The sequence below is a fragment of the Nocardioides stalactiti genome (assembly GCF_014180715.1).
Classification (GTDB): Bacteria; Actinomycetota; Actinomycetes; order Propionibacteriales; family Nocardioidaceae; genus Nocardioides; species Nocardioides stalactiti.
The window spans coordinates 1-13,182 of the sequence record NZ_JACEFC010000117.1 but is presented as its reverse complement, the minus strand read 5'-3'; the positions used below and the strand labels follow the sequence as shown (position 1 = coordinate 13,182).

14 protein-coding genes are annotated in these 13,182 nt (G+C 71.1%); 4 read left to right on the top strand and 10 right to left on the bottom strand.

Features of this window, described 5'->3' with window-relative positions; translation table 11 throughout:
• A partial coding sequence (locus H0487_RS18630; RefSeq protein WP_183095732.1) for a dihydropteroate synthase occupies positions 1–231 on the bottom strand: 231 nt, incomplete at its 3' end.
• A 157-nt stretch (positions 232–388) separates the two neighbouring features.
• Here H0487_RS18630 and H0487_RS18625 point away from each other — a divergent pair.
• From H0487_RS18625 to H0487_RS18615, 3 genes are all read left to right on the top strand, one after another.
• Positions 389–580 (top strand): hypothetical protein, encoded by a 192-nt coding sequence (locus H0487_RS18625; RefSeq protein ID WP_183095731.1) that lies wholly within the window; start codon positions 389–391, stop codon positions 578–580.
• 257 nt (positions 581–837) lie between these two features.
• The gene (locus tag H0487_RS18620; RefSeq protein ID WP_183095730.1) at positions 838–1,224 is read left to right on the top strand and encodes a hypothetical protein; all 387 of its coding nucleotides are present in this window, start codon (positions 838–840) and stop codon (positions 1,222–1,224) included.
• Positions 1,225–1,345: 121 nt separating this feature from the next.
• Entirely contained in the window at positions 1,346–1,978 is a 633-nt protein-coding gene (locus H0487_RS18615; RefSeq protein WP_183095729.1) for a hypothetical protein, read from the top strand.
• A gap of 37 nt (positions 1,979–2,015) precedes the next feature.
• Here the strand turns inward: H0487_RS18615 and folE are convergent, their stop codons facing one another.
• The 6 genes from folE to dacB all read right to left on the bottom strand — a co-directional run bounded on the left by folE (position 2,016) and on the right by dacB (position 9,103).
• Positions 2,016–2,591 (bottom strand): GTP cyclohydrolase I FolE, encoded by a 576-nt coding sequence (gene folE / locus H0487_RS18610; protein WP_312856016.1) that lies wholly within the window; start codon positions 2,589–2,591, stop codon positions 2,016–2,018.
• A 51-nt stretch (positions 2,592–2,642) separates the two neighbouring features.
• The gene (gene ftsH / locus H0487_RS18605) at positions 2,643–4,706 is read right to left on the bottom strand and encodes an ATP-dependent zinc metalloprotease FtsH (RefSeq protein ID WP_183095727.1); all 2,064 of its coding nucleotides are present in this window, start codon (positions 4,704–4,706) and stop codon (positions 2,643–2,645) included.
• Positions 4,707–5,000: 294 nt separating this feature from the next.
• Positions 5,001–5,552 (bottom strand): hypoxanthine phosphoribosyltransferase, encoded by a 552-nt coding sequence (gene hpt / locus H0487_RS18600; protein WP_183095726.1) that lies wholly within the window; start codon positions 5,550–5,552, stop codon positions 5,001–5,003.
• 5 nt (positions 5,553–5,557) lie between these two features.
• On the bottom strand, positions 5,558–6,538 hold the full coding sequence (gene tilS, locus H0487_RS18595; RefSeq protein WP_183095725.1) for a tRNA lysidine(34) synthetase TilS: 981 nt from the start codon (positions 6,536–6,538) through the stop codon (positions 5,558–5,560).
• Between the two features lie 13 nt (positions 6,539–6,551).
• On the bottom strand, positions 6,552–7,607 hold the full coding sequence (locus H0487_RS18590) for an Rv3626c family coenzyme F420 biosynthesis-associated protein (protein ID WP_246383836.1): 1,056 nt from the start codon (positions 7,605–7,607) through the stop codon (positions 6,552–6,554).
• A 23-nt stretch (positions 7,608–7,630) separates the two neighbouring features.
• Positions 7,631–9,103, bottom strand: a complete 1,473-nt coding sequence (dacB, locus tag H0487_RS18585; RefSeq protein WP_183095724.1) for a D-alanyl-D-alanine carboxypeptidase/D-alanyl-D-alanine endopeptidase — start codon at positions 9,101–9,103, stop codon at positions 7,631–7,633.
• Between the two features lie 91 nt (positions 9,104–9,194).
• Here dacB and H0487_RS18580 point away from each other — a divergent pair, with 91 nt between their 5' ends.
• Complete coding sequence (locus H0487_RS18580; RefSeq protein ID WP_446685581.1) at positions 9,195–9,716, top strand: inorganic diphosphatase; 522 nt, start codon at positions 9,195–9,197, stop codon at positions 9,714–9,716.
• A gap of 16 nt (positions 9,717–9,732) precedes the next feature.
• On the opposite strand, the gene H0487_RS18575 is transcribed toward H0487_RS18580, so the two are convergent.
• From H0487_RS18575 to H0487_RS18565, 3 genes are all read right to left on the bottom strand, one after another.
• A complete protein-coding gene (locus H0487_RS18575; RefSeq protein ID WP_183095723.1) occupies positions 9,733–10,416 on the bottom strand; it encodes a class I SAM-dependent methyltransferase in 684 nt (227 codons plus the stop codon).
• Between the two features lie 2 nt (positions 10,417–10,418).
• Positions 10,419–12,410, bottom strand: a complete 1,992-nt coding sequence (locus tag H0487_RS18570; protein WP_183095722.1) for an acyl-CoA dehydrogenase family protein — start codon at positions 12,408–12,410, stop codon at positions 10,419–10,421.
• A gap of 32 nt (positions 12,411–12,442) precedes the next feature.
• A partial coding sequence (locus H0487_RS18565; RefSeq protein WP_183095721.1) for a C40 family peptidase occupies positions 12,443–13,182 on the bottom strand: 740 nt, incomplete at its 5' end.

Below are 13,182 nucleotides of genomic sequence, written 5' to 3'. Positions count from 1 at the left end.
CGCCTCGATCACCGGCACCACCCGGTCGAGCTCCTCGGCGGCAGGGGGCCGGGTCGCACCGGGCCGGGTCGACTCGCCACCGACGTCGAGGAGGTCGGCGCCGTCCGCGAGCAACGCCCGCCCGTGCGCCACCGCCGCCGCCGCGTCGAGGTAGCGACCCCCGTCGGAGAAGGAGTCAGGGGTGACGTTGACGACCCCCATCACCAGGGGCCTCACCGCCGTCACCGTCATGCGCGGCAGGTTATCCCGCGCGGTAACAGCCCCGACAACCCTCCTCCACAGGCGCTCTCCATCGTCCTTGACCGATCGTCGGCGCCGGGTAAAGAGTTCTTCTTAGGACCGGTCGTCATCGGGGCGACCGGCCGGATCCGGGGGGAGGGGGGATCTCATGCCCAAAACACTCATCGCCCTTGTCTGCATCCTCGGCGCGCTCTGGTTCGTGGCGCTGCTGGTTGCGCTCACAGCAATCCTCGGAATGCGGGTGACCCAGACGAGCGAAGTGTCGGGCCGCGACCGCTCGGCGGGTGCCGTGCATGACGAAACTCATCCCCTCGTCGAGGTGGCGGCGTTCTGGCATTGACAGCCTGCCCATCAGATCATCTATGGTTCATATTGGGACCGGCTTCATCGGGAGACGCTGGCGCGACTGTGGGGGATCTCATGCGACCGTCTATTGCTTACGTCAGAATCGCCGTCCTCGTCTTGCTGCTGGCGGTCCCGCGGGACCTCGCCGTCGCGCACCCTTCGGACTGGGAGCCGGACTCGCTGGGACACGTCTGGTGCTTCGGAGACAGCACGAGGAGCTTCCCGAGCGTTCGCGACGCGATGCGATACAGCATGACCAACCTCGAGGACCAGACTGAGTTCAGGCCCAGCCAGAACAGCGAGTGCAGCGCCGCGATCGACGTCCAGTTCCGCGTCGAGACCGGGGGCCGGCCCGGCGACGACCGCGGATTGTGGCACTGCGTGGACCCGAACTACTCGAACGGGAAGTGCGGCAAGGCGACGGTCACGATCTGGCCGGACGTGATCGACGCCGAAGCGGCACCCGGGGACTACGAGCTGAACCTCCGGAAGACGGCCTGCCACGAGGTCGGCCACACGGTGAACCAGAAGCATCACGCTCCGCCGTACGACGACTGCATGGTGAGCGGCAACGTCGGGTCGGGGCATCAGAAGTACAACCAGGACCATCGCAACTTCATCAACGGCATCTACCTGTAGGGCTCGGCCCCGGCGTACGACGCGACCCGACCAGGAACCGCCCGTCGCCTGGCCACGTCGAACCCACACGTGCCGACAGCTATCCATCGGGGGAATGAACATGGCGACACAAGGCAGGAAGGTGGCCGCGGCTGCCGCGGCCGTGCTCGCGGTTTCGGCTTGCGGGAACCAGGTGTCCACCAGCGGCGGCGCGACTGCGCCCAGCGCGCGATCGTCTGCTTCGTCGCCCGCGGTCGACGGCGTGTCGAACAAGGAGCTGATCTTCTTGTTCTCCGGGACGGTCGAGCACGACGTCAAGAACCTCCCGTACCCGGCCGTCGCCGCGCGATCCAAGTTGGCGATCGCCGGGACGATCGTCGATGTCGCGCGCGGACGGTTGCTGGCGGAGTCGGCCGACGATCCGTTCGCCACCCGCTACTCGGCGATCGCGGTGACCGCGACCAAGGTCGCCAAGGGCGAGGGCGCCGCGCCCGGCGACACGATCTGGGTCGAGCTGGAAGCCGACCCCACCGTGATCGTGCCCCAGCTACCGGTCGACCTGGAGGTCGTCCTCTTCCTCGATCCCGCCGCGGAATCGTTCACCGGCATCAGGTTCTCCCGGGCCGACTCGGAGATCCCGAGCGACGCCGCTCTGTGGCAACTCGCTCACCCGCAAGGCCTCGTCGTCGGTTCGCCGGGGCGGCCGGGGTTCGTCATCCCCCATGAGGACAAGGTCGTGCCGCGCGGCAAGCCCGGAGACCTGCTACCCGAGTAGGCCCTCGCGCACCGAGGGCGCCGCCGTCAGACAGCGCTCAGCGGGTGCCGTGCATGATGAGGCTCATCGCCTCGTTGCGGGTCGCCGCGTTGTGCATCGATCCGCGGATGGCGGAGGTGATGGTGCGGGCGCCGGCCTTGCGGACGCCGCGCATCGTCATGCAGAGGTGCTCGGCCTCGATGACCACGATGACGCCGCGCGCCTCGAGGATGCTCATGAGGGCGTCGGCGACCTGCGTGGTCAGCCGCTCCTGGACCTGCGGACGCTTGGCGTAGACGTCGACCAGCCGGGCCAGCTTGGACAGTCCGGTGATCTTGCCGCTCTCCGCCGGGATGTAGCCGACGTGGGCCACCCCGGTGAACGGCACCAGGTGGTGCTCGCACATCGACCACAGCTCGATGTCGCGGACCAGGACCATCTCGTCGTGACCGAGGTCGAACGTCGTCGTGAGCACGTCCTCGGGCCGCTTCCGCAGGCCGGCGGTCACCTCGGCGTAGGCGCGGGCCACCCGGGCGGGCGTCTCGAGGAGACCCTCACGGTCCGGGTCCTCCCCGATCGCGAAGAGCAGCTCACGGACGGCCGCCTCGGCGCGCGCGTGGTCGAAGTCGGGCACCTCGGAGGGGTCGAGCTCCGGGTGGTGGATGGGATCAGCCACCGTGCCGACTCAGAACGCGGAGGGCGGGGTCGGGTCCGACGGCGGTGCGACAGGCGCACCCCCGTGGACATCGCCACCGGGTCCGGGCGGCGTCAGCACGGCGCCGTCGTCCTCAGCTGCCAGAGCCGAGCCGTTGACCCCGTTGACCTCCGCGCGCTTGCGGATCTCCTCGGGGATCTCGACCGGCGGGACCGACGACGGCACCCGGGTCGGCGACCCGGTCCACGCCGGCCGCACGGGCCGCAGCCGGAGCGGCTCGAAGATCGCGGCGACCTCGGCCTTGTCGAGCGTCTCCTTGTCGAGGAGCGCCAGCACCAGCGAGTCGAGGACGTCCCGGTTCTCGGCGAGGATGTCGAAGGCTTCCTGGTGGGCGGTCGTCAGGAAGTTCTTGGTCTCCTCGTCGATGATCGCCGCGACGTCCTCGGAGTAGTTGCGCGAGTGGCCGATGTCGCGGCCCAGGAACGGCTCCGTGTTGCCCTCGCCGAGCTTGATCGCACCGAGCCGCTCGGTCATGCCGTACTGGGTGACCATCGCCCGGGCCAGGCTGGTGGCCTTCTCGATGTCGTTGCCCGCGCCCGTCGTCGGGTCGTGGAAGATCAGCTCCTCGGCAGCCCGCCCACCGAGCATGTAGGCGAGCTTGTCCTGCATCTCGCTGCGGGTCTGGGAGTACTTGTCCTCGTCGGGCAGAACCATCGTGTAGCCCAACGCCCGGCCACGCGGCAGGATCGTGATCTTGTGGACCGGGTCGGTCCCCGGGAGCGCCGCCGCGACGAGGGCGTGGCCGCCCTCGTGGTAGGCGGTGATCAGCTTCTCCTTCTCCGACATCAGCCGGGAGTTGCGCTGCGGTCCGGCGATGACGCGGTCGATCGCCTCGTCGAGCGCGCTCGGCACGATCTGCTTCTGGTTGTTGCGCGCGGTGAGCAGCGCGGCCTCGTTGAGGACGTTGGCCAGGTCGGCGCCGCTGAAGCCCGGCGTACGACGCGCAACGGCCATCAGGTCGACGTCGGCGCTGAGCGGCTTGCCGCGCGAGTGGACCTCGAGGATCCGCTTGCGACCGGCCAGGTCCGGGGCGTCGACACCGATCTGGCGGTCGAAGCGACCGGGGCGCAGCAGCGCCGGGTCGAGGACGTCGGGGCGGTTGGTCGCGGCGATGAGGATGACCCCGCCGCGGACGTCGAAGCCGTCCATCTCCACGAGCAGCTGGTTGAGCGTCTGCTCGCGCTCGTCGTGACCGCCGCCCATGCCGGCGCCGCGGTGGCGACCGACGGCGTCGATCTCGTCGATGAAGACGATCGCCGGGGCGTTCTCCTTGGCCTGCTCGAACAGGTCGCGGACCCGGGACGCACCGACGCCGACGAACATCTCGACGAAGTCCGAGCCGGAGATCGAGTAGAAGGGGACACCGGCCTCGCCGGCGACCGCACGGGCGAGCAGCGTCTTGCCGGTGCCCGGAGGCCCGTACAGCAGCACGCCCTTGGGGATCTTGGCGCCGACGGCCTGGAACTTGGCGGGCTCCTGGAGGAACTCCTTGATCTCGCCGAGCTCCTCGATGGCCTCGTCACAGCCGGCGACGTCGGCGAACGTCGTCTTCGGCATGTCCTTGCTGATCATCTTGGCCTTGGACTTGCCGAACTGCATGACGCCGCGGCCGCCGCCCTGGACGTTGTTCATGAGGAAGATGAACAGCAGGATGATGAGCGCGAACGGGAGCAGCGTGGCCAGCAGCGAACCGAGCAGGCTGGGCTGCGGGTTCTCCGAGTTGGACTTCTCGATCGAGCCCTCGGCGACCTGCTCGTCGACCGCAGCCAGGATCGTCTCCTGCTGCCCCTGGATGTAGTGGGCCGTGACCTTGTCGCCCTCGTCGCGGGTGCCCTCGTCGAGGTCGGCCTCGATCGCCTGGTCACCGTCGATGAAGGTGATCTCCTTGACCTCGCCGTCGGCGATGTACTCGCTCATCCTCGACGTCGAGACCTCGTCGTACCCGCCTCCGGGCGCGAGGAACTCCAGGGCGAGGAGGACGGCGAGGACCGCGACCACGATCCACAGCCAAGGACCCCTGAACACGCGCTTCACAGATACATCCGCTCCTACCGGGCCCCGGAGGACCTCAACCCCGGACCACGATCGTCATGGTCGGGCACAAGTGATCCGACGACGTTACCTGTCGCCGCCGTGGCCCATTGTCGCAGCCCGGTGGTAGGACGGCAGGTCCAACCACGAACCAGTCCTAGCGCGGCAGCGTGGCGCCGCCGGCGTCGAGGCCGGGCGCCGGGCGCGACCGAGCGTAGGGAGCGAGGAACGAGCGACCGGAGCGAGGTGGCGACCGAAGTCCGGCGAGACGCCGACAGCGGCGACTCGCTCGCGCAATCAGGAGTAGACGTGGGGGGCCAGGGTCGCGATGTCGCGCATGTTGCGGTAGCGCTCGCGGTAGTCGAGGCCGTAGCCGACGACGAACTCGTTGGGGATGTCCCAGCCGACGTACTTGACGTCGACCGGCATCTGGAGCGCCTCGGGCTTGCGGAGCAGCGTGCAGATCTCGACGCTCGCCGGGCCGCGCGAGCCGAGGTTGGACGTCAGCCACGACAGGGTCAGGCCGGTGTCGATGATCTCGTCCACGATGACGACGTGGCGGCCGCTGATGTCGGCGTCGAGGTCCTTGAGGATCCGGACCACGCCCGAGGACTTGGTGCCCGAGCCGTAGGAGGAGACCGCCATCCAGTCCATCTCGACGTGCCGGTCCAGCGCCCGGGCCAGGTCGGCCATGACCATCACCGCACCGCGGAGGACACCGACGATGACGAGGTCCTTGCCTGCGTAGTCGCGCTCGATCTCGGCGGCCAGCTCACCGAGCCGTTCGATGATCTGCTTCTCGGTGAAGAGCACCTCGACGAGGTCGTTCTCGACTGCCCCAGAGTCCATGTCGATCAGGATGTCACAGGGGTGGGGCGGAAGCGGAGGTGACCGCTCTCGCGATACGCGCTCACGTGGCCGGGCAGCTGGACCTCACCCCGCACCTCACCGCTCGCGAGATCGACCAGCGCCCGGACGTGGACGTGGAAGAGCTCGCTGTCGATCGCACCCGCGTCGAGGGCCGCCAGCCGCAGCACCCGCGACGCGATCGCCAGGTAGTGGTCGTAGAGAGGCCGCAGCGGGATGCCGTCGTCGGTCCGCAGGCCGTCGTACGCCGCCCGCGCGAGCGCGTCGAGCGCCTCGACGTCGGCGCGGACCTGGTCGGCGGTCCGGGCCAGTGCGGCTGCGACGCCAGGACCGAGGTGCTCCTCCAGGACCGGCAGGACGGTACGACGCACGCGCACCCGCGTGAATCCGGGATCGGCGTTGTGGGGGTCCTCCCAGAAGTCGAGGCCCTCGACCTGGCAGGCGGTGATGGTGTCAGCACGCGAGACGTCGAGCAGTGGCCGGGCGTAGTGGTCGAAGGAGCGCCGCATCCCGGCGAGGGACCGGGCCCCCGACCCGCGGGCGAGACCCATCAGCACCGTCTCGGCCTGGTCGTCCCGCGTGTGGCCGAGCAGCACGAGCACCGCTCCGAGCTGCTCCCGGACCTGCTCGAGGACGTCGTACCGAGCCCGTCGCGCCGCCGCCTCGGGCCCGTCCCCCGCCCCGTGGACCTCGACCCGGACGGTCACGGTCTCGTCGACGCCGAGTGTCGCCAGCTGGGCGACCACCGTCGCTGCCTGCGCGGCGGATCCCTCCTGGAGCCCGTGGTCGACGGTCGCCCCGACCACCCGGAGGCCGTTCTTGCGCGCCTCGAACACGGTCGCCGAGGCCAGGGCGAGCGAGTCGGCTCCGCCCGAGCAGGCGACGACCACCGTGTCGCCGGGCTCGCGTCCGTCGAGCACGGCACGGACGCCGCGCCGGACGGCAGCGACGGCGGGGTGGAGACTCACCGGCTCACCGCCCTCAGGAGAGGACGCGCTTGATCCAGCCGTCGTGGTCGGCCAGCTCGGCCTTCGACGGGAGGTTCTCCGGTCCGGCCCAGACCGCGTTGAACTCGTCCATGCCGACCTTGTCGACGACAGCCCGGACGAAGCGGGCCCCGTCGCGGTACTGCGCCATCTTGGCCTCCAGCCCGAGCAGCCGTCGCAGGATCCGGTCGAGCGTGCCGACACCCTTGCGGCGCTGGGTGAACTTCTCGCGGATGTCGTGGACCGACGGGATCACCTGCGGGCCGACATCGTCCATGACCACGTCGGCGTGGCCCTCGAGCAGCGACATCATGCCGGTGACCCGGTCGAGGATCTCGCGCTGCGCGGGGGTGCTGAACATGTCCACGATGCTGCCGCCCTTGCGGCCGCTGCGGATCGCCTCGGTGATCCGCTCGACCCCTCCGTCGAGGAGCGAGCTGGGCTCGATCGAGGTGCTGATCGCCTCGATCTCGGAGAACAGGTGGGACCGCATCCAGGGCACCGCGGTGAACTGGACCCGGTGGGTCTCCTCGTGGAGGCACACCCAGAGCCGGAAGTCCGACGGGTCGACCTCGAGCTCGCGCTCGACGTGGACGATGTTGGGGGCGACGAGGAGCAGCCGACCGGACGGCTCGTGGAACGGGTCGAACTGGCCGAGGACCTTGCCGGCCAGGAAGCCGAGCAGCCCGCCGACCTCGGCGCCGGTGATCTTGCCGCCGACGAGCTGGGCGATCCGGCTCGGCTCCCGGTCCTCCGCCAGCTTGCGCATCATCGGCTCGGTCGCGACCTGGAACCCCTCGGCGTTGGCCTGCACCCAGCCGGGTCGGTCGACGACGAGCACGGGCGCGGTGCCGTCGGGGGCGTCGAGCCCGGTGAAGTCCCGGACCAGCCCGGTGCTGCGCGCCGCGCCGGCCCGCAGCTCGGCGACGGCGTCGTCGGCCTCCGCGCGGGTGACGACGGGACCCTCACCCGCCAGCTTGGACCCGAGCGCGACGGCGAAGCGCCAGTCCACCATCTGCGGCCCGGGTGTCGCCGGCGGGGCTGGACTCATGCGTGCAGCGTACGGGGGCCCCGTCAGCGCGAGCAGCGGCAGGCGCCGAGCGCGGACGCCGCGTTGTCCATCGCCACCTGGGCCAGGCCGCTGCGGGCCGGGGGAACGGCGTCGGCCAGCATCGCGAAGACCAGCAGCGACCCGTCGAGGTCCACCGCCAGGCCGGCCAACGAGGTGACACCGGTCAGGGTGCCGGTCTTGGCCCGCACCCGCCCGGGCCCGTCGGCCGGTCCGGCGTCGAACCGTCCGGCGAGCGACCCGGTGTAGCCGGCGACCGGGAGGCCGGCGAGGACGCCCCGCAGGTCGGGCTCGTCCTCGGAGGCCGCCCAGCGGATGACGTCCACGAGCAGCCGGGGCGACATCAGGTTCTCGCGGGACAGGCCGCTCCCGTCGTGGAGCACGCTGCCGTCCATCGCGATGTCGTGCGCCTTGAGCACCCGCTGCACTGCGTCCTGGCCGCCCTCGAACGAGCCCTCCTCGCCGCCCGCCAGGCCGGCGTGCCGCAGCAGCACCTCGGCGCCCTCGTTGTCGCTGACCTCGAGGACCCGCTGGACGATCTGGGCGAGCGTCGCCGACTCGACCGCCGCCACCTCGGAGGCCGCGGAGTCCGCGACCACGTCGACGGGCGTGCCCACGACGGTGATCCCCACCCTGACCAGCGCGGCCGCGAACAGCTGGCCGGCGGTCAGCGACGGGTCGGCCACCCGGCCGTAGCCGATCGGGTCGCGGCCCTCGTCGACCCAGAGCGCGGTGATCGGCGAGACCACGTCGTCGGGGACGTAGTCGGCGCGCCAGTGGGGGTTCTCCGACGGCCCGCTGAAGAGCGAGTCGTCGTACCCGAGCCGGACCTTGCGGACCCCGTCGGCGGTCAGGGCGCGCGCGGTCTGGCGAGCGAGCGTGACGATGTCGGCCTTGGGCGCCACGAACGTCGCGTCGGTCTGGGTGCCCCACATGGCCTTGGGGTGGCTGTTGAGGAACGGGTCGCCGCCACCCACCAGCACCAGCCGCGGGGTCGCACCGCCGCGCTCGAGCACCGTGCGCGTCGTGAACCGGTGGTCGGGCCCGAGGAGCGAGAGCGCGACCGCCGAGGTGACGATCTTGGTCGTCGAGGCCGGGATCGCGAGCCGGTCGCTGCTGGGTCCGTACGTGTACTCGTCCTTGCCGTCGAGCGGCACGACGGTGCCGACCACGTGCTTGCCGAGGTCACGGTCACCGAGGTAGCCGCGCAGGGCGGCCTCGACGGCGTTCAGGTCCAGGCGCGCGCGGGAGTCGGCGGGGCCGGCCACCGGACGCGGCCTGCGCACCGGCGGCACGTCGACCTCCGGCGGCGGCGCGACCGTGGCCGGGTCGTCGACCGGAGGACGGGACGGGTCGTCGGAGAAGTCGAACCAGCCGAGCTGCCACCCGGCCACCCCGACCACCAGGAGCAGGGCCAGCGCGGCCGACACCCAGCCGACGAGTGCGTTGCGAACGTGGTCCACATCACGTTCGGCCACGGGCCCACCCCTCTCGACTGCGCGTTCGGGCACATTGTGCGGGAGGATGACCGGCGTAGTGACAACGGGCCTCTAGATAAGGTCGCGCGGAGTGGAGGAAGAAGTGCTGGAGTTCGACGTCCTCGTGGAGATCCCCAAGGGGAGCCGCAACAAGTACGAAGTCGACCACGAGAGTGGCCGGATGCGTCTGGACCGCTTCCTGTTCACCTCCACGATGTACCCCGCCGACTACGGCTACATCGAGGACACCCTCGGCCAGGACGGCGACCCGCTCGACGCGCTGGTCCTCCTCCAGGAGCCCACCTTCCCCGGCTGCCTCATCCGCTGCCGCGCGATCGGCATGTTCCGCATGACCGACGAGAAGGGCGGCGACGACAAGGTCCTCTGCGTCCCCGTCACCGACCCGCGGATGGAGCACATCCGGGACATCAACCACGTCCCGAAGTTCGACCGCCTCGAGATCCAGCACTTCTTCGAGGTCTACAAGGACCTCGAGCCCGGCAAGTCCGTCGAGGGCGCTGACTGGGTCGGCCGCACCGAGGCCGAGATCGAGATCCACGACTCGTTCAAGCGCGAGCAGGAGCGCCTCGCCAGCGGCGAGGACGCTCACTGACACGTCGCGGCGGGGCTCAGCCCCGCCTGACGGCGCGGAAGTAACCGATCGCGCCGCTGCGGTCCAGGACGACGTCCGCCATCCGCTGCGCCTCGAGCCAGCTCACCAGCTGGGCACCGGTGCACCCGGGGCCGAGCAGGCCGGCGATCCGGCCCACCCGTCGCAACGGCGCGTGGTGGACCCCGGAGTCGTTGAGCAGCGCGCTGCCCGTCAGGACGCCGCCGGGCTTGAGGACCCGCACCATCTCGATCACGGCGCGCGCCGGGTCGGGGAAGCAGTGCAGCCCGGTGAACGACACGACCAGGTCGAACGACCCGTCGTCGAACGGCAGGTCGCCCACGTCGGCGACCTGCGGCACCACCTGGTCGGTCAGGCCCCGTCGCTCCGCCGCGCGCATCGTCCGGTCGAGCATGGTCGGCGCGATGTCGGCGGCGACGTACTCCACGCCCTGCGCCGGACGCAGCCCCCGCAGGGCGACCCCTCCGCCGCACGGGATGTCGAGCACGCGCGCACCCGCCGGCTGCCGTCCGATCTCGTCGGCGGCGTCGTAGAGGCGCTGGAGGTCGCTCTGGATGCCGAGGCGCCAGACCGCGCCCCCGACGCGCCGGTGCTCCACCGTCCAGTCGTAGAAGTGGGCCCACAGCGGGTCGTCGTCCCAGCCGCCCAGCCCCGGGACCCGGCTCATCCGGCGGTCGACCACCCTCAGTCCTCCTCGCCCCAGGCGAGCAGCTCCGGGGAGCGCAGCATCTCGGTCGGGACGCCGAAGGCGCGCACCAGGTCGCCGGCGTGCGGCCGCACCCGGCGGCAGAGCGCGTTGACCTCGCGGCTGATCGCCTTGGAGCGCACGCTCGTCAGCCGGCCGTGCTCCATGAACCAGCCGCGGTCGGCCTCGATCGAGGACAGCGCGTGCAGGTCGCAGAGCAGGTTGAGGGCGTTGCGCAGCTCGCCCTCGGGCAGGGCCCGCACCTTCTCGACGAACGCCTCGAGGACCAGCCGCTCGACGTGCGCCTCGGCGGCTGCGATGACGTGGTCCTGGACGCGTGAGAACACCTCGCCCGGGTTCATCCCGGAGTCCACCCCGCGCTTGAGGCGCCTGGCGACGCCGGCGATCCGGTGCTCCTCGCGGAAGCGGAACATCGCGAGGTGGTACTCAGGGTCGAGCAGGCCGGCATCGGCGTCCCAGGTGTCGCTGCCGAAGACGTCCTTGATCCGTTCGAGCAGCTTGTGGGCGTAGGTCCGCTCGAGCACCGTCTCGACCGCGAGCCCGGCGACGAACCGGACCGTCCCGAGCTGGTCGAGGTCGGAGAAGTCGCTCGCGTAGTCCGTCAGCAGGCCCTTGGCCACGAGCTGGAGCAGGACGTGGTTGTCGCCCTCGAAGGTCGTGAAGACGTCGGTGTCGGCCTTGAGCGCCGCGAACCGGTTGACCGAGAGGTAGCCGGCGCCACCGCACGCCTCGCGACATTCCTGGATCGTCCGGGTGGCATGCCAGGTCGCGAGCGCCTTGGTGCCCGCTGCCCGCGACTCGAGGAACCTCCGGGTCGCCTCGTCGTCCTTCTCACCGGAGAAAACCTCGTGCAACCTGCTGGACAGGATCTCCTGGGCGAAGTGCAGGGCGTAGGTGCGCGCGACCAGCGGGAAGAGCCGGCGCTGGTGGAGCCCGTAGTCGAGCAGCACCTGCTCGACCCCGGCCTCGGCGGCCTCGAACTGCCGGCGCCGCAGGCCGTACTCGACGGCGATGGTGAGCGCGACCTTCGAGGCCGACAGGCCGGCCGCCCCGACACACACCCGGCCCTGGACCAGGGTGCCGAGCATGGTGAAGAACCGCTTGTTGGCGTTCTCGATCTCGCTCTCGTAGCGCCCGTCCTCGGTGACCCGGGCGAACCTGTCGAGCAGCGCCTCGCGCGGCACCCGCACCCCGTCGAAGCGGATCCGGCCGTTGTCGACACCGTTGAGGCCCATCTTCGCGCCGTCGTCGGTGATGGTGACCCCGGGCAGGACGGTGTCGCCGTCGCGGACCGGTACGACGAGCGCGTGCACGCCGTGGCTCTCGCCACCCACGACCAGCTGGGCGAAGACGACCGCGAGCTGGGCGTGCCGGGCGGCGTTGCCGATGTAGTCCTTGGTGGCTGCGGGCGACCCGGTCTGGACGACGAACTCCTGGGTCTCCGGGTCGTAGGTCGCCGTCGTCCCGAGCGCCTGCACGTTGCTCCCGTGGCCGGTCTCGGTCATGGCGAAGCAGCCCATGATCTTGCCCGTGACGAGGCCGGCGAGGTAGGCGTCGTGGTGGCGCTTCGTGCCGAGCTGGAGGATCGCGCCACCGAACAGGCCGAACTGGACGCCGACCTTGACCAGGACGGACAGGTCGCCGAACGCCAGCGTCTCGAACGCAGCGACGGACGCGCCGATGTCACCGCCGCCGCCGTACTCCTGAGGGAAGCCCATGGCTGTCTGGCCGGTGGCGGCGAGCTCGACGACGACGTCCTTGACCCGCTCGCGGAACTCCGCGCTGGTCATGGTCTCGGCATCGTCGAGGACGGACCGGTGGTCCACGAGGCCCTGCCGCACGGTGTTGCGGATGTCGACGTACTTCCCGTCGAGCAGAGCCGTGAGGGCGGGCACGTCGACCTGGAGATCGCCGTACGGCGACGCCTCCGCCGTCGACTCGGTCGCGGGCTGCTGCAGGTCGCTGGCCATGACCGCACGCTACTCGCGGCGGCCGAACGGCGTCAGGGGCGGGCGAAGAAGTTCGGGGGCGTCCAGTAGTACATCGACTCCTCGGACACGTCCCGGCCGGTGCGCGGCGCGTGGATGATCATGCCGTCGCCGACGTAGAGCGCGACGTGGAAGATCGAGCTCGCGCTGCTCGACGAGCCCCAGAAGACCAGGTCGCCCGGGCGCAGGTCGCCGACGGAGACCGGGGTCGACTGCTCGTACTGCGCGACCGAGTAGTGGGGCAGGGACTTCCCGCCTGCGGCCCACGCGGCACTGGTGAGTCCCGAGCAGTCCCACGAGCTCGGGCCGTCGGCGCCCCACACGTAGGGCTCGCCGAGCTGGGCCCGGGCGAAGGCGACCGCAGCGGCCGCACCGCCGTCAGGCGCCGGGGGGTCGACCGGCTCCTCGGCGGGCGGCTCCTCCGCGGCGGGCTCCTCCGCGGCGGGCTCCTCCGCGGCGGGCTCCTCCGCAGCGGGCTCCTCCGCGGCGGGCTCCTCCGCAGGCTGCTCGACGGGCTCCTCCGCGGCCTGCTCCTGGGCCGCCTGCTGCTCCTGCTGGGCCTCGAGCGCCGCCTGCTGCTGGGCCTCGAGCTCGAGTGCGGCCTGGCGCTGCTCGGCCAGCTCGACGCTGATCCCCTCCAGGCGCGCCAGCCGTCGCAGCAGCCGCTCCTTCTCGGCCGCGATGCTGTCGGCCGTGGCCGCGGCGGCGGCCATCGCGTCCTGGGCGCGGGCCCGGGCGGCGCGCGCGTCGTCAG

Bases quoted from the DNA above. Each gene is read 5' to 3' on its own strand.
- hpt (WP_183095726.1), bottom strand. From the start codon at position 5,552: ATGGACTCTGGGGCAGTCGAGAACGACCTCGTCGAGGTGCTCTTCACC.
- H0487_RS18590 (WP_246383836.1), bottom strand. From the start codon at position 7,607: ATGAGTCCAGCCCCGCCGGCGACACCCGGGCCGCAGATGGTGGACTGG.
- H0487_RS18570 (WP_183095722.1), bottom strand. From the start codon at position 12,410: ATGGCCAGCGACCTGCAGCAGCCCGCGACCGAGTCGACGGCGGAGGCG.
- H0487_RS18620 (WP_183095730.1), top strand. From the start codon at position 838: ATGACCAACCTCGAGGACCAGACTGAGTTCAGGCCCAGCCAGAACAGC.
- H0487_RS18625 (WP_183095731.1), top strand. From the start codon at position 389: ATGCCCAAAACACTCATCGCCCTTGTCTGCATCCTCGGCGCGCTCTGG.